Annotated in this window: 18 protein-coding genes, 1 rRNA gene and 1 riboswitch; of the genes, 7 read left to right on the top strand and 12 right to left on the bottom strand. The window is 70.5% G+C overall.

Annotated features, from left to right (window positions below):
- The first annotated feature begins 178 nt into the window (after nt 1-178).
- The 6 genes from ACZ7N4_RS38050 (at nt 179) to ACZ7N4_RS38075 (ending at nt 6,672) form a co-directional block, all read left to right on the top strand.
- Entirely contained in the window at nt 179-2,137 is a 1,959-nt protein-coding gene (locus ACZ7N4_RS38050) for an APC family permease (RefSeq protein ID WP_471368332.1), read from the top strand.
- A 55-nt stretch (nt 2,138-2,192) separates the two neighbouring features.
- Nucleotides 2,193-2,588, top strand: a complete 396-nt coding sequence (locus ACZ7N4_RS38055) for a TOBE domain-containing protein (protein ID WP_471368334.1) — start codon at nt 2,193-2,195, stop codon at nt 2,586-2,588.
- Between the two features lie 266 nt (nt 2,589-2,854).
- Entirely contained in the window at nt 2,855-3,673 is an 819-nt protein-coding gene (gene modA, locus ACZ7N4_RS38060; RefSeq protein WP_471368336.1) for a molybdate ABC transporter substrate-binding protein, read from the top strand.
- Complete coding sequence (gene modB / locus ACZ7N4_RS38065) at nt 3,670-4,533, top strand: molybdate ABC transporter permease subunit (RefSeq protein WP_471368338.1); 864 nt, start codon at nt 3,670-3,672, stop codon at nt 4,531-4,533. The genes modA and modB overlap by 4 nt, the downstream gene beginning before the upstream one ends.
- A gap of 671 nt (nt 4,534-5,204) precedes the next feature.
- Nucleotides 5,205-6,224: an ABC transporter ATP-binding protein gene (locus tag ACZ7N4_RS38070; protein ID WP_471368366.1), complete on the top strand. Its 1,020-nt coding sequence runs from the start codon at nt 5,205-5,207 to the stop codon at nt 6,222-6,224.
- Between the two features lie 28 nt (nt 6,225-6,252).
- Nucleotides 6,253-6,672, top strand: coding sequence for a TOBE domain-containing protein (locus ACZ7N4_RS38075; protein WP_471368341.1), 420 nt, complete (start codon nt 6,253-6,255; stop codon nt 6,670-6,672).
- A gap of 134 nt (nt 6,673-6,806) precedes the next feature.
- Here the strand turns inward: ACZ7N4_RS38075 and gcvP are convergent, their stop codons facing one another.
- A complete protein-coding gene (gcvP, locus tag ACZ7N4_RS38080; protein ID WP_471368343.1) occupies nt 6,807-9,692 on the bottom strand; it encodes an aminomethyl-transferring glycine dehydrogenase in 2,886 nt (961 codons plus the stop codon).
- A gap of 175 nt (nt 9,693-9,867) precedes the next feature.
- A riboswitch (glycine riboswitch) is annotated at nt 9,868-9,962 on the bottom strand.
- A gap of 119 nt (nt 9,963-10,081) precedes the next feature.
- On the opposite strand from gcvP, the gene ACZ7N4_RS38085 reads away from it, so the two are divergent.
- On the top strand, nt 10,082-10,453 hold the full coding sequence (locus ACZ7N4_RS38085; protein ID WP_471368344.1) for a PRC-barrel domain-containing protein: 372 nt from the start codon (nt 10,082-10,084) through the stop codon (nt 10,451-10,453).
- Here the strand turns inward: ACZ7N4_RS38085 and ACZ7N4_RS38090 are convergent.
- The 11 genes from ACZ7N4_RS38090 to rrf form a co-directional block, all read right to left on the bottom strand.
- Nucleotides 10,375-11,790: a DNA polymerase IV gene (locus ACZ7N4_RS38090; protein ID WP_471368347.1), complete on the bottom strand. Its 1,416-nt coding sequence runs from the start codon at nt 11,788-11,790 to the stop codon at nt 10,375-10,377. The two genes, ACZ7N4_RS38085 and ACZ7N4_RS38090, sit on opposite strands and share 79 nt — an antisense overlap.
- 69 nt (nt 11,791-11,859) lie before the next feature.
- The gene (locus tag ACZ7N4_RS38095; protein WP_471368349.1) at nt 11,860-12,543 is read right to left on the bottom strand and encodes a MerR family transcriptional regulator; all 684 of its coding nucleotides are present in this window, start codon (nt 12,541-12,543) and stop codon (nt 11,860-11,862) included.
- Between the two features lie 257 nt (nt 12,544-12,800).
- Complete coding sequence (locus ACZ7N4_RS38100; RefSeq protein WP_026253112.1) at nt 12,801-13,274, bottom strand: bifunctional nuclease family protein; 474 nt, start codon at nt 13,272-13,274, stop codon at nt 12,801-12,803.
- Nucleotides 13,275-13,360: 86 nt separating this feature from the next.
- Nucleotides 13,361-14,098, bottom strand: coding sequence for a transcriptional regulator FtsR (gene ftsR / locus ACZ7N4_RS38105; RefSeq protein WP_471368351.1), 738 nt, complete (start codon nt 14,096-14,098; stop codon nt 13,361-13,363).
- A gap of 45 nt (nt 14,099-14,143) precedes the next feature.
- Nucleotides 14,144-14,974, bottom strand: coding sequence for an FHA domain-containing protein (locus ACZ7N4_RS38110; RefSeq protein ID WP_471368353.1), 831 nt, complete (start codon nt 14,972-14,974; stop codon nt 14,144-14,146).
- A gap of 190 nt (nt 14,975-15,164) precedes the next feature.
- A complete protein-coding gene (locus ACZ7N4_RS38115) occupies nt 15,165-16,070 on the bottom strand; it encodes a DUF881 domain-containing protein (protein ID WP_471368355.1) in 906 nt (301 codons plus the stop codon).
- 5 nt (nt 16,071-16,075) lie between these two features.
- A complete protein-coding gene (locus ACZ7N4_RS38120) occupies nt 16,076-16,408 on the bottom strand; it encodes a small basic family protein (RefSeq protein ID WP_003988855.1) in 333 nt (110 codons plus the stop codon).
- The gene (locus tag ACZ7N4_RS38125) at nt 16,405-17,313 is read right to left on the bottom strand and encodes a DUF881 domain-containing protein (protein WP_471368357.1); all 909 of its coding nucleotides are present in this window, start codon (nt 17,311-17,313) and stop codon (nt 16,405-16,407) included. The genes ACZ7N4_RS38120 and ACZ7N4_RS38125 overlap by 4 nt, the downstream gene beginning before the upstream one ends.
- Nucleotides 17,314-17,443: 130 nt before the next feature.
- The gene (locus ACZ7N4_RS38130; RefSeq protein WP_471368359.1) at nt 17,444-19,939 is read right to left on the bottom strand and encodes a sugar phosphate nucleotidyltransferase; all 2,496 of its coding nucleotides are present in this window, start codon (nt 19,937-19,939) and stop codon (nt 17,444-17,446) included.
- Between the two features lie 113 nt (nt 19,940-20,052).
- Nucleotides 20,053-20,661 (bottom strand): CDP-alcohol phosphatidyltransferase family protein, encoded by a 609-nt coding sequence (locus tag ACZ7N4_RS38135; RefSeq protein ID WP_471368362.1) that lies wholly within the window; start codon nt 20,659-20,661, stop codon nt 20,053-20,055.
- Between the two features lie 107 nt (nt 20,662-20,768).
- Nucleotides 20,769-20,885, bottom strand: a 5S ribosomal RNA gene (gene rrf / locus ACZ7N4_RS38140).
- Nucleotides 20,886-20,895 lie beyond the last annotated feature (10 nt).

Here is a 20,895-nt window from a genome sequence, read left to right on the forward strand (position 1 = left end):
CACCGCTCCCGGCCTCCCCTTCTCCCTGCGGCCACGTCACTCGGGCGTCATTCTTAACGCAAGATTGACGCCTCCCGACCCCTGATCCACGGGCCCGAGCGTCACGCTCTGCTTACGCTGGTGCCGCCATCCGCGTGATGGCCGACAACATCTGAGCCCGCATCTCTGGAGCACGCCGATGGTCACGACCGAGCGCCCTCCCAGCACCAGCCGCCTGCGCGCCTGGATGCTGGAGGGACTGTCCGACATGGGCAAGGGCGGTGGCCACACCGGACCGCACGCCGAGCCGGAACCCCCGCACCAGGGCCAGCGCTGGTGGCGGGTGATGTGCCTGACCGGTGTCGACTACTTCTCCACCCTCGGCTACCAGCCCGGCATCGCGGCCCTGGCGGCCGGCCTGCTCTCGCCGGTCGCGACCATCGTGCTGGTCGTCGTCACCCTGGCCGGCGCTCTGCCGGTCTACCGCCGGGTGGCCGACGAGAGTCCGCGCGGCGAGGGCTCCATCGCGATGCTGGAGCGCCTGCTGTCGTTCTGGCAGGGCAAGCTCTTCGTGCTCACCCTGCTGGGCTTCGCGGCGACCGACTTCCTGATCACCATCACGCTCTCCGCCGCCGACGCCTCCACCCACCTCGTGGAGAACCCGCATCTGACCGAGGCCCTGCAGGGCAAGCAGATGCTGATCACGTTGTTCCTCGTGGCGCTGCTCGGCGCGGTCTTCCTCAAGGGCTTCCTGGAGGCCGTCGGAGTGGCGGTCGCCCTGGTCGGCGTGTACCTCGCCCTCAACGTCGTCGTCGTGGTCACCGGCCTGTGGCACGTCGTCACCGCCGGGCACGTGATCACCGACTGGAGCAGCGCGCTGACCACGGAGCACGGGAACGTCCTCGTGATGATCGGCGTGGCGCTCATCGTCTTCCCGAAGCTCGCCCTCGGCCTGTCCGGCTTCGAGACCGGTGTCGCCGTGATGCCGCACGTCCAGGGCGACCCGGACGACACGGAGGAACACCCCAGGGGCCGGATACGCGACACCAAGAAGCTCCTGACCACCGCCGCGCTCATCATGAGCTGCTTCCTGATCACGACCAGCTTCATCACCACGCTGCTGATCCCGGAGAAGGAGTTCAGGACGGGCGGCGACGCCAACGGCCGCGCGCTCGCCTACCTCGCCCACGAGTACCTCGGCAACGCCTTCGGCACGGCGTACGACGTCTCGACCATCGCCATCCTGTGGTTCGCGGGCGCCTCCGCCATGGCCGGCCTGCTCAACCTGATGCCGCGCTACCTGCCCCGCTACGGCATGGCCCCGCACTGGGCGCGCGCCGTGCGCCCGATGGTCATCGTCTTCACCCTGATCGCCTTCCTGGTGACCTGGATCTTCGACGCCAACGTCGACAAGCAGGGCGGCGCCTACGCCACCGGTGTGCTGGTGCTGATCAGCTCCGCCGCCATCGCGGTGACCATCGCCGCGCGCAAGGCGGGGCAGCGCGGCTGGACCATCGCCTTCGCCGTGATCTCGGCGGTGTTCCTCTACACCACCGTCGTCAACGTCATCGAGCGCCCGGACGGCGTGAAGATCGGCGCCTGCTTCATCGCGGGCATCATCCTCGTCTCGCTGCTGTCCCGGCTGGCCCGCGCCTTCGAGCTGCGCGTGACCAGTGTGTCGCTCGACCCGATGGCGGAACGCTTCATCCGGGACATGGCCAGCCGGAAGATGCGGTTCATCGCCAATGAGCCGGGCCACCGCGACAAGGCCGAGTACCGCGACAAGATCGACCAGATCCGCACCGACAACGACATGCCGGAGGAGGAGGACTTCGTCTTCGTCGAGGTCACGGTCACCGACCCGTCCGAGTTCGAGGCGAGCCTGACGGTGCGCGGCGAGGTGCTGCACGAGCGCTACCGGGTGCTGACGCTGGAGTCCGCATCCATCCCGAACGCCCTCGCCGCGCTGCTGCTGCACGTCCGTGACGTCACGGGCCGCACCCCGCACATCTACTTCGAGTGGACCGAGGGCAACCCGTTCGCCAACTTCCTCCGCTTCTTCCTCTTCGGCCAGGGCGAGGTCGCCCCGGTCACCCGCGAGGTGCTGCGCGAGGCCGAACCGGACCGGGACCGCCGGCCGCGGGTCCACACGGGCTGAGGCACAGCACACCCCACGACCCCGGTTCCCGGCGGGTGGCCCTATCGTGACCGGCATGCAGTCCTACACCATCGGCCAGGCCGCGCGCCTGCTCGGCGTCAGCCCGGACACCGCCCGCCGCTGGGCCGACGCCGGCCGGGTGACCACCCACCGCGACGAGTCCGGGCGGCGGCTCGTCGACGGCAGGGACCTCGCCGCGTTCTCGGTGGAACTGGCCAAGGCGGGCGGCGCCGAGGAGGAGGCCTCGCACACCTCGGTCCGCAACGCCTTCCCCGGCATCGTCACCGCGATCAAGCTCGGCGACGTCGCCGCCCAGGTGGAGATCCAGGCGGGCCCGCACCGACTCGTGTCGCTGCTGACCCGGGAGGCCGTGGAGGAACTGGGCCTGGAGGTCGGCATGGAGGCCACCGCCCGCGTGAAGTCCACGAACGTGCACATCGACCGCACCTGACCCGACGCGCTCACCACTCACTCCTCACCCCACCCCTCGCCCTCACCGCTCGCCGCGCCCCGGCACAGCGGCGTTCGACGTGCCCCCCCGGAACGAGAGCACCGTACAAACGCACATGCGAGCCACACGCCACTACTTCCCGGCTCATGCGAAGCAACAGGAGACTTACACCTGGCAGATGCGGCAGTATCATCGCGGCACGGCCGACACCCGGCCGTACCAGGGGCGCGACAGCTGTCCGACAGAACCCTAGGAGTAGATCCGTGATGACCCGTTCCGTGCGCCGGACCCGGCGGATGCTGAAGCTGGCCGGTGCGGGAGCCGCCGCCCTGATGGCCCTCAGCGCCTGCTCCTCCTCATCGGACGCCAAGAAGACCGGCGCGTCGGACGCGTCCGCGTCCCCCAAGCCGTCCGGCACGGTCACCGTGTTCGCGGCCGCCTCCCTGAAGGAGAGCTTCACGACCCTGGGCAGGGAGTTCGAGACCGAGCACCCCGGCACCAAGGTCAGCTTCAACTTCGGCGGCAGCGACACCCTCGCCGCCAGCATCACCGGCGGTGCCCCCGCGGACGTCTTCGCCGCCGCCAGTCCCAAGACGATGAAGATCGTGACGGACAGGGGCGACGCGACCGGCACGCCGGCCACCTTCGTCCGCAACCAGCTGGAGATAGCCACCCTGCCGGGCAACCCCGACAAGGTGGCCTCCCTGAAGGACCTCACCAAGTCCGGCCTCAAGGTCGTCCTGTGCGACAAGAGCGTGCCCTGCGGCGCCGCCGCGCAGAAGGCCCTGGACGCCGCCGGGCTGAAGCTGACCCCGGTCTCCTACGAGCAGGACGTCAAGGCGGCGCTGAACAAGGTGCAGCTGAAGGAGGCGGACGCCGCGGTCGTCTACAAGACCGATGTGAAGGCCGCCGGTGGCAAGGTGGAGGGCGTGGAGTTCCCGGAGTCCGCCGACGCGGTCAACGACTACCCGATCGCCCTGCTGAAGGACGCGCCCAACGCCGAGACCGCCAAGGCGTTCATCGCCCTCGTGCGTTCCGCCAAGGGCCAGAAGGTGCTGAGCGAGGCCGGGTTCCTCAAGCCGTGACCCCGCTCGACAAGCCCGGCGCCGCGACCGGTCCCCGCACGGACCGGACGCGGCGCCGCCGCGCCGGCACGGGGGGCCGGCGCGGGGTGCCGTTGCCGTTGCTGCTGCCGGGCCTGCTCGCCCTGGCGTTCCTGCTGCTGCCGCTGCTCGCGCTGCTGGTCCGCGCGCCCTGGCGCAGCCTGCCGGACCAGCTGACCAGCGCCGAGGTGTGGCAGGCGCTGCGGCTGTCCCTGGTCACCGCGACCGCGGCGACCGCCGTCAGCCTCGTCCTCGGCGTCCCTCTGGCCTGGCTGCTGGCACGTACGCAGTTCCCCGGCCGCGGCCTGGTACGGGCCCTGGTCACCCTCCCGCTGGTGCTCCCGCCGGTCGTCGGCGGTGTGGCCCTGCTCCTCGCCCTGGGCCGCAACGGCGTCATCGGCAGGTGGCTCGACTCCTGGTTCGGGATCACCCTGCCGTTCACCACGACCGGGGTGGTGATCGCGGAGGCGTTCGTCGCGATGCCCTTCCTGGTCATCAGCGTCGAGGGCACCCTGCGCGCCGCCGACCCGCGGTACGAGGAGGCGGCCACCACGCTCGGCGCGTCCCGCTTCACCGCGTTCCGCCGGGTCACCCTGCCCCTCATCGCCCCCGGCATCGCGGCCGGCGCCGTCCTGGCGTGGGCCCGTGCACTCGGCGAGTTCGGCGCGACGATCACCTTCGCGGGCAACTTCCCCGGCCGCACCCAGACCATGCCCCTCGCGGTCTACCTCGCCCTCCAGAACGACCCCGAGGCCGCCATCGCCCTCAGCCTGGTCCTGCTGGCCGTATCGATCGCGGTCCTGGCAGGCCTCAGGGACCGCTGGATGACGACGACATCATGACAACTCCCCACCCGACCAACCCCGAGCCGCCGACGTCCCACGCCGCGCCCTCGTCGGACAGCCAGGCAACCCCCACCGGCACCAGCCCCACCCGTCCCCCAGCCCCACCCGCCGACCGCACCAACACCCCTCGGACCTCGGCTGCACCCGGCGCCACCGACCACAGCGAGCCCCCAGCCACACCCGGCGTCCCCACCGAGACCGCCGAGCCCTCAGTCAGGCCGACCGACGCGACCAACCCCACCGAGGCCTCAGCCACCAATGCCGCCAACCCCAACGCGGCCTCAGTCACACCCGGCGTCCCCACCAACCGCAGCGTGCCCCCAGCCACACCCGGCGCCCCTACCGAGGCCTCCAAGTCCTCAGCCGTACCGGGCGCCCCCACCGCCCCCGCCAAGGCGCCAGCCGCACCCACGCACGCGGCACCCGCAGCAGCCGCACCGGCCCCGGCACCTAAGCCCGCACCAGCACCAGCACCAGCCGACAACGCTCAGCCCCCACAGGGGCCACCCGCACCCGACGACGAAAGCCGCACGGGTGGTGCAGGTGGGAACCCTCATCCGCCCGAAGGCCGGCACCCGGCCACACCCCCGCACCCGACCACACCCCCGCACCCGCCGACGCACAGGCACCCCCACCCCCACCCCCACCCCCCCGCCCTCGACGCCCACCTGATCGTCGACAGAGGCACCTTCCACCTGGACGTCACCCTGACCGCCGGCCCGGGCGACGTCCTCGCCCTCCTCGGCCCCAACGGCGCCGGCAAGACCACCGCCCTCCGTGCCCTCGCCGGCCTCACCCCCCTCACGGCCGGCCACCTGCACTTGGACGGCACCCCCCTGACGGACATTCCCCCGGAGTCCCGCCCGGTCGGCGTCGTCTTCCAGGACTACCTCCTCTTCCCCCATCTGACCGCCCTGGACAACGTCGCCTTCGGCCCCCGCTGCCGCGGCGCGAGCAAGGCGGAGGCCCGCTCCCGTGCGGCGGCCTGGCTGGAGCGGATGGGCCTGGCCGACCACGCCGGCGCCAAGCCCCGCCGCCTCTCCGGCGGCCAGGCCCAGCGCGTGGCCCTCGCCCGCGCCCTGGCCACCCACCCCCGGCTGCTGCTCCTGGACGAACCCCTGGCGGCCCTGGACGCCCGTACCCGCCTGGAGGTCCGCGCCCAGCTCCGCCGCCACCTGGCCGCGTTCGAGGCGGTCTCGGTCCTGGTCACCCACGATCCGCTGGACGCCATGGTGCTCGCGGACCGGCTGGTGGTCATCGAGCACGGCCGGGTCGTCCAGGAAGGCACCCCCGCCGACATCGCCCGCCACCCGCGCACGGACTACATCGCCCAGCTCGTCGGCCTCAACCTCTACCGGGGTCGAGCCGCCGGCCACACGGTACGGCTCGACGCGGGGCCCGCGATCACGACCACGGAGGAGCTGTCCGGACCGGTCTTCGTGGCGTTCCCGCCGTCCGCCGTCACCCTGTTCCGGGACCGACCCTCCGGGGCCAGCGCCCGCAACCTGTGGCGCTGCGAGGTCGCCGGACTGGAGACGCACGGCGACCAGATCCGCGCCGACCTCACCGGCGAGCTGCCGCTCGCGGCGGACCTGACGACCGTCGCCGCCGCCGAACTGGACCTGCACCCGGGTGCACCGGTCTGGGCGACGGTCAAGGCGACGCAGACCCACGCATACCCGGCCTGAGCGGACCGGCGCTCTACGGTGGGTGCCCATGACCCTGAGCATCCGCAACCAGCTCCCCGGCACCGTCACCGAGGTGCACTCCGGCGAGGTCATGGCCACCGTGAAGATCCGCCTGACCGGCGGCCAGGACCTCACCGCGGCCATCACCCTGGAGGCTGCCCGGGACCTCGCCCTGTCGGAGGGCGCCACGGTCCGCGCCCTGGTGAAGTCCACCGAGGTGTCCCTGGCCACCGCCCCGGTCCACCGTGTCTCGATCCGCAACCAGCTGCCCGGCACCGTCACCCACCTGTCCACCGGCGGTGCCATGGCCACCGTGCGGATCGACATCGAGGGCGGCCGGCTGACCGCGGCCATCACCCGGGAGTCCGCCGCCGACCTGGACCTCGCCGAGGGCACCCCGGTGATCGCCCTGATCAAGTCGACAGAGGTCGCCCTGGCCACGTCCTGATGCCCGACCCCCGACAACTGCCACCTGACGACTGCCACCCGGCACCCGGCACGCCGACACCCGCCACAACCACAACCACATACGAAGGGCCCCGCCCGGACGTCGTCCGGACGGGGCCCTCACCCACGGCTCACTCAGTCCTCGTACGCGTCCAGCGGCGGGCAGGAGCACACCAGGTTGCGGTCACCGAAGGCCTGGTCGATGCGGCGCACCGGCGGCCAGTACTTGTCGGCGGCCGAGACCCCGGCCGGGAAGACTGCCTCGTCGCGGCTGTAGGCGTGCGTCCACTCACCGCCGAGCGCGGCGGCGGTGTGCGGGGCGTTGGCCAGCGGGTTGTCCTCGGCGGACCACTCGCCGGAGCCGACCTTCTCGATCTCCGCGCGGATGGCGATCATCGCCTCGCAGAAACGGTCCAGCTCGGTCAGGTCCTCCGACTCGGTCGGCTCGATCATCAGCGTGCCGGCCACCGGGAAGGACATGGTCGGCGCGTGGAAGCCGTAGTCGATCAGGCGCTTGGCCACGTCGTCCACGCTGACGCCGGTCGCCTTGGTCAGCGGGCGCAGGTCGATGATGCACTCGTGCGCGACGAGGCCGCCGGGGCCGGTGTAGAGCACCGGGTAGTGCGGCTCCAGGCGCTTGGCGATGTAGTTCGCGGAGAGCACGGCCACCTGCGTGGCCCGCTTCAGACCCTCGCCGCCCATCAGACGGACGTACGCCCACGAGATCGGCAGGATGCCCGCGCTGCCCCAGGGAGCCGCCGAGATCGGGCCCACGCCCGTCTCCGGGCCGGCCTCCGGCTGGAGGGGGTGGTTCGGCAGGTACGGCGCCAGGTGCGAGCGGACCGCGACCGGGCCGACGCCCGGACCGCCGCCGCCGTGCGGGATGCAGAAGGTCTTGTGCAGGTTCAGGTGGGAGACGTCACCGCCGAAGTGGCCCGGCTTGGCCAGTCCGACCAGGGCGTTGAGGTTGGCGCCGTCGACGTACACCTGGCCGCCCGCCTCGTGGACCCGGGCGCAGATGTCGGCGACGTGCTCCTCGAACACCCCGTGCGTCGACGGGTAGGTGATCATCAGCACCGCCAGCTCGTCGCGGTACTGCTCGATCTTGGCGCGCAGGTCCTCGACGTCGATCTCGCCGTCATCGGCGGTCTTGACGACGACGACCTTCATGCCGGCCATCACGGCGCTGGCCGCGTTGGTGCCGTGCGCGGAGGACGGGATGAGGCAGACCGTGCGCTGCGCGTCACCGTTGGCCCGGTGGTAGCCGCGCACGGCGAGCAGACCGGCCAGCTCACCCTGCGAACCGGCGTTCGGCTGGAGCGAGACCTTGTCGTAGCCGGTGACCTCGGCGAGACGTTCCTCCAGCTCACGGATGAGCGTGAGGTAGCCCTCGGCCTGCTCGGCGGGTGCGAAGGGGTGCAGCTGCCCGAACTCGGGCCAGGTGACCGGCTCCATCTCGGTGGTCGCGTTGAGCTTCATGGTGCAGGAGCCCAGCGGGATCATGCCGCGGTCGAGCGCGTAGTCGCGGTCGGCCAGCCTGCGCAGGTAGCGCAGCATCGCGGTCTCGGAACGGTGCTCGTGGAAGACCGGGTGGGTGAGGTAGTCGTCGGTGCGCAGCAGCGCCTCGGGGAGGGTGTCCCCGGCGGTGGCGTCCAGCGCCTCGATGTCGCCCGCGACACCGAAGGCGGCGAGTACGGCCTCCAGCTGGGCCCGGTTGGTGGTCTCGTCGCAGGCTGCCGAGACGTGGTCGGCGTCCACAAGGCGCAGGTTGACGCCGTTGTCCCGGGCGGCGGCGACGACCTCGGCGGCCTTGCCGGGCACGCGCGCGGTGACGGTGTCGAAGAAGGCACCGTGGACGATCTCCACGCCCCCGGCCTTCAGGCCCTCGGCGAGGATCGTGGCGTAGCGGTGCGTACGCCGCGCGATGGTCCTCAGACCCTCCGGGCCGTGGTAGACGGCGTACATGCCGGCCATCACGGCGAGCAGCACCTGCGCGGTGCAGATGTTGCTGGTGGCCTTCTCGCGGCGGATGTGCTGCTCACGGGTCTGCAGCGCGAGCCGGTACGCCTTGTTGCCGTCGGCGTCGACGGAGACGCCGACGAGGCGGCCGGGGAGGCTGCGGGCGAACTTCTCGTGCACGGCCATGTAGCCGGCGTGCGGGCCGCCGAAGCCCATCGGCACACCGAAGCGCTGGGTGGTGCCGACGGCGATGTCCGCGCCCAGCTCGCCCGGCGAGGTCAGCAGGGTCAGCGCGAGCAGGTCGGCGGCGACGGTGACGAGGGCGCCCAGCTCGTGCGCCTGGTCGATCACCGGCTTGAGGTCGCGTACGGCACCGGAGGCGCCCGGGTACTGGATCAGCACACCGTTGATCTCGCGCTCGGCGATCTCCGCCGGGATGCCCTCGCTGAGGTCGGCGACGACGACCTCGACGCCGGTCGGCTCGGCTCGGGTCTCGATCACCGCGATGGTCTGCGGCAGCGCGTCCGCGTCGACCAGGAAAAGGCCCTTCTTGTTCCTGCCCATGCGCCGGGACAGCGCCATCGCCTCGGCGGCCGCGGTGCCCTCGTCCAGGAGGGAGGCGCCGGACGTGGGCAGGCCGGTGAGTTCGGCGACCATCGTCTGGAAGTTCAGCAGGGCCTCCAGACGGCCCTGGGAGATCTCCGGCTGGTACGGCGTGTACGCCGTGTACCAGGCGGGGTTCTCCATGACGTTGCGCAGGATGACCGGCGGCGTGAAGGTGCCGTGGTAGCCCAGGCCGATCATGGAACCGAGGACCTGGTTGCGGTCGGCGAGCGAACGCAGCTCGGCGAGCACCTCGGCCTCGGTGCGGGCGCCCGGCAGGTGCAGGGCCTCGGCGTTCTTGATCACGTCCGGGACCGCGGCGGCGGTCAGCTCGTCGAGCGAACCGTACCCGACCTGCGCGAGCATCTTGGCCCGCGCCTCCTGGTCGGGGCCGATGTGGCGCTGCTCGAACGGGATGCCCGCTTCGAGCTCGGAGAGCGGAGTGCGATGGGCGGTCATTGCGGAGGCCTCCTGGGTCTGACGCGACCTTCGAGGGGCACCCCGGTACGGATACCCCGACGGCCTCCCCCTCTGTCATCTCAACCTGAGAGCTTCACCGGGCGCCCGGGGACGCCGGCTTTCACCGTCGGTGAGGGCGGAAGCCGTCGACATCCGCCCTGCTTTCCAGAGTGACCTCGTCCGTGCGGTACGTGGGCCTGAGAGATTCCGGGGAGGAGTTGCTCCTTCGGCGCCTCCGACGTGGTCGGAGGACTCTCCCGCACGGGGTCAGCAGCCGCTGTCAGCGTACCAGCGAGGTCAACGCCGGAGGCTTCGAGTGGCCGCCTCCGTGAATGTGCTCTTTCGTTGTGCTTACGGATGAGTTGCGACCACGTGGAGGGAGAGGGACCGTGCAGACCGACATCGATCCGCGCAACCTGATCGGCCGCAAGGCGTTCGACCGCAATGGCACCAAGATCGGCACCATCGACGAGGTGTACCTGGACGACGCCACCGGTGTGCCCGAGTGGGCGGCCATACGCACCGGCCTGTTCTCCCGGGACGCCTTCGTACCCCTGGAGCCCAGCGAACTGGTCGACGGCACCCTGCACGTCCCCTTCGAGCGCGCCCTGATCAAGGACGCCCCCGACTTCGGAGTCGGCCGCCACCTCTCCCCCGAGCAGGAACTCCAGCTCTACCACCACTACGGCCTCGACGTGGCCTCACCCCCCAGGGTCCCGGACCACGACTTCGGCAAGCTGGCGGGCTCGGAGGAGGCCTGAGCCGCCACGTCGCGGACCAACGGCAGCGGATCGGCACCCTCCAGCGCCGGATCGTCCACGAAGAACGTCCGTACCCGGCCCGGCTCGGACCGGGGTGTCTCGAACCGCACGGTCACCCGTCCCAGCCCGCTCCCCTGCACCCACCCGTGCCCGAACTCCGCGTGCCGCACATCCTGCCCGGCCCGCCACTGCCGTTCGACGGTCTCCACCCGCACCGCCACCGTCTCGGCGACGGCCTCCTGCGGCGCCTCGGCGGCCCGCGAGGGCAGGGCCTGCGCGAACAGGTCCTCCTGCGTGTAGTCGGCGAGCCCGGACACCCCCACCCCGAGCAGCCGCACCCCGCCCGTGGTGTCCACGGAGTCCAGCAGCCGCGCCGCCGCCTCACGGATCACCGCGGGGTCGTCCGTAGGCCCTCGGAGCGTCTCGGAGCGGGTCAGCGTCGAGAAGTCGTACCGCCGCACCTTCAGCACGATGGTCCGCCCGGACAGCCCGGCCTCGCGCAGCCGCCGTACGCACCGGTCGGCCAGCCGCTGCACCTCCAGGCCCACCCGCAGCCGGTCGTGGATGTCCACGTCGTACGTGTCCTCCACCGACACCGACTTGGTCTCCCGCTCGGCCACCACGGGCCGCTCGTCCCGGGCCAGGGCCATGGCGTACAGCGCGTGCCCGTGCGCCTTGCCGAGCAGCCGGACCAGCTCGTCCTCGCCGGCCTCCGCCAGCTCCTCCACCGTGGTGATCCCCGCTCGGCGCAGATGGTCACCGGTGGCCGGCCCGACCCCCGGCAGGGTGCGCACCGACATCGGCGCCAGCAGCGCCCGCTCCGTGCCCGGCTCGATCAGCACCAGGCCGTCCGGCTTGGCCTGCTCGGAGGCGATCTTCGCCAGCATCTTCGAGGCGGCGAGCCCCACGGAACCGGTGAGACCCGTGACCGCCCGGATGTCCGCGCGCAGCTTCTCGCCGGCCCGCCGCGCCGACTCCTCGTCCCGGGCCGCTCCCCCGGCCTCCAGGTCCACGAACGCCTCGTCCAGGCTCAGCGGCTCCACCAGCGGTGACAGCTCCCGCAGCAGCGCCATCACCTGCTCGCTGATCGCCCGGTACAGACTGAAGCGCGGCACCAGATAGGCGGCGTTCGGCGCCAGCCGGCGGGCCTGCGCCATCGGCATCGCCGAGTGGACCCCGAACACCCGTGCCTCGTACGACGCGGTGGCCACCACACCGCGCGGTCCGAGCCCGCCCACCACGACCGCCTTCCCGCGCAGGCTCGGCTTGGACGCCTGCTCCACCGAGGCGAAGAAGGCATCCATGTCGAGATGCAGGATCGTGGGCGCGTTTCTCACATCTCCGATGCTGCACCACGGCACTGACAATGCGGTGGTGCAGAAGCGCCCGACCAGGGCGCCCCGCGGTCAGACCGCCCGGTTGCGGCGCCGCGCCAGCTCGTCCGCGGGGTTCTGCCCGACGAGGGTCTCGCCGGTGTCGATGCGCTCGCCGTGCAGCTGTGAGAGCGCGCTTTCCACGTCCCCCCACACCACGCCGACGGCGATCCCGAAGATGCCCTGTCCGCCCTGGAGCAGGGCGTGGACCTCGTCCGGCGAGGTGCACTCGTACACGGTGGCACCGTCGCTCATCAGGGTCATCCGCTCCAGGTCACGGAAACCGCGTTCCCTGAGGTGCTGGACGGCCGTGCGGATGTTCTGCAGCGACACCCCGGTGTCCAGGAACCGCTTCACGATCTTCAGGACGACGACGTCCCGGAAGCTGTACAGCCGCTGCGTTCCCGATCCGTAGGCGGGCCGCACACTGGGCTCGACCAGGCCGGTGCGGGCCCAGTAGTCGAGCTGCCGATACGTGATGCCGGCCGCCGCGCAGGCCGTGGGCCCGCGGTAACCGATCTGTTCGGACGTCATGGCCGCCACCCCTCCGCCGTTCGGCACCGCCGTCGGCAGCTGCGGAGCGTGATCGACCGCGCTGCCAGGATGGGGGTGAACCCCGCCTGAGCGCGGCCGCGGGCTCGGGGGCGGGTACGGACCGCTCTCCCCGAAACTGCGTCCGGGGGCACCCCCAGCCGTACCGTCGCCGCTGGTTCTCACGCCGACCTCCGTCCTTGACCTGCCTTCTCGACGGTAGGCAGTCACCAGGGGTGCGTCAACGATCGCCACACTCGGCACGCCGAGTGATAATCACCCTAGGAGTGGTTTCCCGTGTCCCACCGCGGGGAAAGGCTAGCCGAATGCCCTGACGGGGTCCCGGAGGACGCTCTCACTGGCCGGCGGCAATTGCCGGTGCGCGGGCCGCGCGAGGCACCCGCCCCGGCGGAAGCCCGGAGCCGACGGGGTGGGCCCCGGTCTCACTGGCTGCTGGTGCCGAAGTCCTCGGGCGAGATCTGGTCGAGGAACTCGCGGAACTTCTCCACCTCGTCCTCCTGCTCGTCCGGGATGGCGATGCCCGCGTCGTCCAGCACCGTGTCGCTGCCGTAGATCGGCGTTCCGGTGCGCAGAGCCAGCGCTATGGCATCGGAGGGGCGGGCACTGACCTCGACCCCGCTGGCGAACACCAGCTCCGCGTAGAAGACGCCTTCCCGCAGATCGGTGATGCGCACTTCGGTCAGCTCCTGGCCGACGGCCTCCAGCACGTCCTTGAACAGGTCGTGGGTCAGCGGCCGCGCGGGGGCCATGCCCTGCTGGGCGAAGGCGATCGCCGTCGCCTCCCCCGGTCCGATCCAGATGGGGAGGTAACGGTCGCCCCCCACTTCGCGCAGGAGCACGATCGGCTGGTTGGAGGGCATTTCGACCCGGACACCTACGACATCGAGCTCGTTCACACAGCAACCCTAGGCCGTGCCCGGGACGTTTGGGTAGTCGGGCCGGGAACAGGTGCCCGATCCGGCCTCTCCGGGGCCCTCCGCCGTCAGGGCAGCCGCACGCCCAGAGCGGTCTGCACCAGGGCCGCGTGCAGATTCACCGTGAGGGCCGCCAGCTCCCTCGTACGGGCCTCGGCGTGCGCCCTGGTCTGCGGGTTGCGGTGGCGCCTGAGCGGGGCCACCACCTGGTCGACCAGCCCCGCCTCACGGTCGGCGGCGGCCTTCATCACCCGGAGGTGACGCGGTTCGATCCCGAACCGGCCCAGCTCGGCGATGAGCGAGGCCACGGTCACGGCCTCGGCGTCGTACGCCCCGTCCTCCAGGGGAGCGAGGAGCCCGTAGGACTCCCACTCCTTCAGGTCCGCCTCGTCGATGTCCGCCGCGGCCAGCAGCTCCGCCCGGCCGACCCTGGCCACGGTGGGACCCTCCACGGGCACCGGCATGTCGTCCCCGGTGCGCTGGCGCCCGACCACGGGCAGCGCCACGGCCTCACCGCGCTCCATGGCGTCCAGGTGCTCCCGGATCACCTTGAGCGGCAGGTAGTGGTCCCGCTGCATCCGCAGGACGTGAGCGAGGCGCTGGACGTCGCCGGGGCTGAACTTGCGGTACCCCGACGGGGTCCGCTGCGGCTCGATGAGGCCCTCCGACTCCAGGAAACGGATCTTGGAGATGGTGACTTCGGGGAACTCGTCGCGCAGCACGTTCAGCACCGTGCCGATGCTCATCAGCCCACTGTCCCTGGCGGCGGTACCGCTTCCGGCACCGCCGCTCGGTGTTTGAAGCATGGACCTTCCCTGGAGGGTTCCCCCGGACGTCAGTCCGGGGGTGGGTCAGATGCCCTGCCGGCTCGCGTAGAACACCAGCCGGTACTTGCCGATCTGCACCTCGTCACCGTTCGACAGAGCGACCTGGTCGATGCGCTCCCGGTTGACGTACGTGCCGTTCAGGCTGCCCACGTCGGCCACCGTGAAGGAGCCGTCGGGGGAACGCCGGAACTCCACGTGCCGCCGGGAGACCGTCACGTCGTCCAGGAAGATGTCGCTCTGCGGGTGACGGCCGGCCGTCGTGAGGTCGCTGTCCAGCAGGAAGCGGCTGCCCGAGTTCGGACCGCGACGCACCACCAGCAGCGCCGATCCCAGCGGCAGCGCGTCCACCGCGGCCTGCGCCTCCGGGGAGAGCATCGGCAGCGGCGTCTGGCCGGTGGCCTCGGAGTCGTACGCCTCCAGGCCGGAGATCGAGATGGTGGACGTCGTCTCGGAGGCCCGCTCGGGCGCCACCCCGGGGCGCAACGGCGCCCCGCAGTGGGAGCAGAACCGGGCGTTCTCCGCATTCCGGTTACCGCACCTCGTACACACCAGGACCGACATCGACGGATCCTCCTGCCGCGGCTGCCCCGCCGGGGCATTGGACGCGTACGGGCCGGAGGCAAACCCTCCACCCGTACCTGAGGTTGACGGTTGCCCGAAACCTATGCCGCCGGACTGGGCAGGGTCAACTGACGCCGCGCCCTGACCTCCGGAAATGTCACCGGCCGGACCAGCGACCTGGTCCCGGAACAGCGGGCGCTGGCCCTCCGCGTCAGGCTGTGCGCGATGCCGGGCGGTCGCGTTGTCCCTGCCCTCTCGCGCGCTCTTGCCGAACAACTTCGCAAACAACTTCACGGGCGATTCCCCTTGACCGAAACAGACCCGCCCGTGGGGCAGGACGAACCCTGATTGCCTACACCGGCCGAGCCGGACATTCTCACAACGTCCGTATCCGCCAAACAGTTTCCACCACGCACCACCTCTTCGGTGCGCCGACCCCCCGCAACCTCATGCCCCTGCCGGACGACCCGCATGCACCACCCGTTCACTGGGAGGACGACCGAGCGTAGTCAGGCCGCTTCGCCTGTCGCAAGGCGTCCACGACGATCTTGTCCGACTGCTCCACGGTCACCGTGGCCTGCTCCTTCTCCAGGGTCTGCACCACGCCTCCAGGGATGTTCAGCGCCGGTTCGAGGTCCTGCGGCTTGCCGATGACCTGGAAACGATAGGGAGCGTTGATCTTGTTCCCGTCGACGCTCACACTCCTGCCGGAGTCGGTGAAGTAGGTGCCGGCGACCACCCGGACCCCGTTGACCTGGATCGCCTCCGCGCCGGCCGCGCGCAACTCCTGGATCGCGTCGAGCAGCATGTCCGCCTGGACCGTCCCCTTCGTGTCCTCGATCGTCATCGTGATGCCGGGACCCTGCGCCGCCACGGTGCCCGCGAGGATGCCGAGTTGCCTCTTCTTCTCGGCGGTCTGCCGGCGCGCCTCGGCGGCCTGGTCGGAGCTGGTCTGCAGCTCCTGACGCTGCTTTTCGAGTCCCTGCTTCTCGTCCTCAAGACGCTGAGTACGCGCATCCAGTTCATCGAGGATGCGTACAAGATCTTCCTGACGCGCGCCGCGCAGCGCGCTGTCGGTGTCACTGTTGGACGCCACCTGTACGGCGAGGCCGAAGCCGAGGCCGAACAGGAGCAGCGCGACGATGAGTTGGGCACGGGTGAAACGCGGCGGCCACAGCCCCTTGACGAGCCGCTGCCGTCCCGTCAGCGACTGCTGGGGCTGCTCCTCGGCCGACTGCCGCCCGGCCGCGGGCGCGGGCGCGGGCACCTCGGCCGGCAGCTCCCTGCGCAGCCGGTTCTCCTGCTGCGCATCACGGTCGGCGCCGTCGTTGCGGTCGGCACCGTGGTCGTGGTCGGCGCCGTCGTTCTTGCGGTCGTTCTGCTCATTCATCGGTGTCACGCCCGGAACACGTGCCGCCGGATCGCCGCGGCGTTGGAGAAGATACGGATACCGAGGACCACGACGACGCCCGTGGACAGCTGCGCGCCCACGCCCAACTTGTCGCCGAGGAACACGATGAGGGCGGCGACGACCACGTTCGACAGGAACGACACCACGAAGACCTTGTCGTCGAAGATGCCGTCCAGCATGGCCCGCAGACCGCCGAAGACGGCGTCCAGCGCCGCGACGACGGCGATCGGCAGATAAGGCTCGACGACCGCCGGAACCTCGGGCCGGACCAACAGGCCGGCCACGACTCCCACGACGAGGCCCAGTACGGCGATCACGATGTGCCCTTCCCGGTCTTCTCCGACTTCGGCTGTGCTGTACGTACGATCACACTGGGAGCGGCGGGCAGCCGGACGTCCCCCTCCGTGGAGATGGTGGCGCGGATGCCGTAGTTCTCTTCCAGGGCGTGCAGGTACAGGCCGTCGGCGCTGTCCTGGAACCTGGTGCTCAACCTCTGCCCGTCCCCCACCGCCAGCACCGTGTACGGCGGCACCAGCGGCCTGTTGTCGACCAGTATCGCGTCACCCGCGGCCCTGATCGCGGACAGGGCGGTCAGCCGCTGCCCGTTGACGGAGATCGCCTCCGCCCCGGAGGCCCACAGTCCGTTGACCACGCGCTGCATGTCGCGGTCCCGCACCCGGCCGGTGTCGGAGAAGCCCGACGTCTCCCTGGGGTTGGAACCGTCCCCGCCGCCGCTCGCCTCCTTGGCGTCGTTCACGACGAGCCTGACTCCGGGCCCGTGCACCGCCGTGGCACCCGAGAGCAGGCCGACCAGGTCCGCCTCGGAACCGCCACCGCTCGACCGCAGGGCCGCCCGCTGACGCGCGCTGACGTCGTCGCGCAGTGAGTCGACCGTTTCCTCCAGCTCGTCCGCGTCCGCGGTCTCCTTGTCGACACGGTCGATCAGCTCCTGGCGCTCCTTGGCCACGACGGGCGCCGCCACACGCGCCTGCGCCGCCCCCAGCGTCACCACCAGCGCCGCGAGGACGAGACCGGCCGCCAGGCCCAGCTTGGCCCGGAGCGTCTTCGGCAGGCCACCCTCGCCCTGGGACTCCTTGCGGGCTGCGGCCTCGGCGTACCCGTCGTCGAGACTGTGGTCCATGACGTTGGTGATCAACGACATGGAGGCGTCCGGGCGCTGTGCCCGCGACGGGCTGCTCCGAACGGGGGGTTGCTGCGGCATGCCGCACATCGTCGCATGTCGCGAGCAGTACCTCCGAACGGCCCCACCGGCGTGCCGGACAGGCCCCCCGAGGGACGCGTGTCCGGCACGCGCGCGTGCAGCGGCTTTTGCCGTTCTCAGCCGCCCAAAGTTACCGGCCGGCGCTGTCCACGACTGCCGCCCACTCGTCCAGCAGCGCCTGCGCGGAGGCGTCGTCGGGCCCCTCGGCCCACAGATGCGTGACCGCCTCGGCCGGGTCGGGCAGCACCATCACCCAGCGCCCGTCGGTCTCCACGACCCGCACACCGTCGGTCGTGTCGACAAAGCGATCCCCAGCGGCCTCGACCACCCGTCGCATCACCAGACCCTTGACGGCCCACGGCGTCGCCAGGTCCCGCTTGAGGACGTGCGCCCGCGGGATCCGGGCATCGATCTGGCTCAGCGTGAGCTGCGTCCGCGCCACCAGGCCGATGAGGCGTACGAAGGCGGCCGTGCCGTCGTAGACGCCGCTGAACTCGGGGACGATGAACCCGCCCTTGCCGTCACCACCGAAGATGGTGCCCTCCTCGCGCCCCACGCGCGTGAGGTCGTCGGGTGAGGTGGTGGTCCACTCGACCTGGGTGCCGTGGTACGCGGCCACCTGCTCGGCGATCCGGGTCGTGGTGACCGGCAGCGCCACCCGCCCGCTGCGCCGCTCGGCGGCCACCAGGTCCAGCATGACCAGCAGCGCACGGTCGTCCTCGATGATCCGGCCCTTCTCGTCCACGAGCGACAGCCGCTCGCCGACCGGGTCGAACCGCACTCCGAACGCGGCACCCGAGGACGCCACGATCTCCCCGAGCCGCACCAGCCCCTTCCGCCGCATCTCGGCCGTCTCGGTGGGCCGGGACTCGTCCAGACCGGGGTTGATGGTCAGCGAGTCCACACCGAGCTTGCCGAGCAGGCTGGGCAGCACGAGTCCGGCACTGCCGTTCGAGGCGTCGACGACCACCTTGAGCCCCGACTCGGCTATCCCGGTCGTGTCGACGTTCCGCAGCAGCGAACCGGTGTACGAGTCGAAGACGCTCGACGGGAAGTACAGGTCACCGATCTCCCCGGGGAACGCCCTCCGGTACTCCTGGCGGGCGAACACGCGGTCCAGCTTGCGCTGGCTGCCCTGGGAGAGGTCCGCGCCCTGTCCGTCGAAGAACATGATGTCGACCGAGTCCGGGACACCGGGCGAGGTCCGGATCATGATGCCGCCGGCGCTTCCCCGCGCGGTCTGCTGCCGGGCCACGGGCAGTGGCACGTTCTCCAGGTCGCGTACGTCGATGGCGCTGGCCTGGAGTGCGGAGATCACGGCCCGCTTGAGCGCCCGGGCACCCCGGGAGTGGTCGCGGGCCGTGGTGACCGTGGAGCCCTTCTTCAGGGTCGTCGCGTAGGCGCCCGCGAGCCGTACGGCCAGCTCCGGTGTGATCTCCACGTTCAGGATGCCCGACACGCCCCGAGCGCCGAACAGGTGCGCCTGCCCCCGCGACTCCCAGATCACCGAGGTGTTGACGAAGGCACCGGCCTCGATGGTCTTGAACGGGTACACGCGGACATTGCCCTGAACGATCGATTCCTCACCGATCAGGCACTCGTCACCGATGACCGCGCCGTCCTCGATCCGGGCGGCCCGCATGATGTCGGTGTTCTTGCCGACGACGCAGCCGCGCAGATTGCTGTGCTGTCCGATGTACACGTTGTCGTGCACGACGGCCTTGTGCAGGAAGGCACCGCTCTTGACGACGACGTTGGAGCCGACGACGGTGTGCTCCCGGATCTCGGCGCCGGCCTCGACCTTCGCGTAGTCGCCGATGTACAGCGGCCCGCGCAGCACGGCGTCCGGGTGCACCTCGGCCCCTTCGGCCACCCACACGCCCGGAGAGATCTCGAAGCCGTCGATGTCGACGTTGACCTTGCCTTCGAGGACGTCCGCCTGGGCCTTCACATAGCTCTCGTGCGTGCCGACGTCCTCCCAGTAGCCCTCGGCGACATAGCCGTAGATCGGCTTGCCCTCCTTCATCAACTGCGGGAAGACATCGCCGGACCAGTCGACGGGCACGTCGGCCTCGACGTAGTTGAAGACCTCGGGCTCCATGACGTAGATGCCCGTGTTCACCGTGTCGGAGAAGACCTGCCCCCAGGTCGGCTTCTCCAGGAAGCGCTCGACCTTGCCTTCCTCGTCGACGATGGTGATGCCGAACTCCAGCGGGTTGGGCACGCGGGTCAGGCAGACCGTGACCATCGCGCCCTTCTCCTTGTGGAAATTGATCAGCTCGGTGAGGTCGAAGTCGGTCAGGGCGTCGCCGGAGATGACGAGGAAGGCGTCGTCCTTCAACGCCTCCTCGGCGTTCTTGACGCTTCCGGCGGTACCGAGTGGCTTCTCCTCGTTGGCGTAGGTGAGCTCCATGCCGAGCTCTTCACCGTCGCCGAAGTAGTTCTTCACAAGGGACGCCAGGAACTGCACGGTGACCACGGTCTCGTTGAGCCCGTGCTTTTTGAGCAGTCGCAGCACATGCTCCATGATCGGCCGATTGGCCACGGGCAGGAGCGGCTTGGGCATGCTGGAGGTCATTGGGCGAAGGCGTGTGCCCTCGCCACCGGCCATCACGACGGCCTTCATGTCGGAAGCGTCCTCCTAAAGAGATGACTGTCTAGCCGACTTCACCCGTCCAAAGTGTCCCGCATTTCACGGCGGCGGGCCATCGGACGACTTTGTCCAGACAAGAGACGGGCTCAATCAGCCATGGCGTCCACGCGCACCAGACGGCGGACTTGTACCACGTAGAGCACTCCTGCCCACCAATAGAGGGTTGTACCCCATCCGGCGAAAGCCCACCCGAAAACTGCGGCGAGTGACGCGATCCATCCGTTTCCGTCGCTGAGGAGCAGGAGCGGGAAGGCGTACATGAGGTTGAACGTGGCGGCCTTGCCCAGGAAGTTCACCTGCGGCGGCGGATAGCCGTGCCGGCGGAGGATGCCCACCATGACCAGGAGAACGAGCTCCCGGGCCAGCAGGAGGGCGGTGAGCCAGAGCGGGAGGATCTCCCGCCAGGTCAGCCCGAGCAGCGTGGAGAGGACGTAGAGCCGGTCCGCGGCGGGGTCGAGCAGCCGGCCGAGGCTGCTGATCTGGTTCCAGCGCCGGGCGAGCTTGCCGTCCAGGTAGTCGCTGACGCCGCTGAACGCGAGCACGAGGAGGGCCCAGCCATCGCTCTTCGGGCCGCCGAACTCCGGCCTGAGGATCAACCACAGGAAGACGGGTACGCCGACGAGCCGCGCCATGCTGAGGATGTTGGGGATGGTGAGGACCCGGTCTGTCTGGACACGGGTCTCCTGGACCTCCACCCGGGGGCCTCCTGTGCGAAACGAGAGAACAATGCTCCCTGACCCTACCTCAACGCAAAAAAGCTCCGGCCCCTGGGCAGTGCCCAAGAGCCGGAGCTTCAAAAGGAGTTCGGCGGCGTCCTACTCTCCCACAGGGTCACCCCTGCAGTACCATCGGCGCTGTGAGGCTTAGCTTCCGGGTTCGGAATGTAACCGGGCGTTTCCCTCACGCTATGACCACCGAAACACTATGAA

Source organism: Streptomyces sp. NPDC107654 (assembly GCF_055639035.1).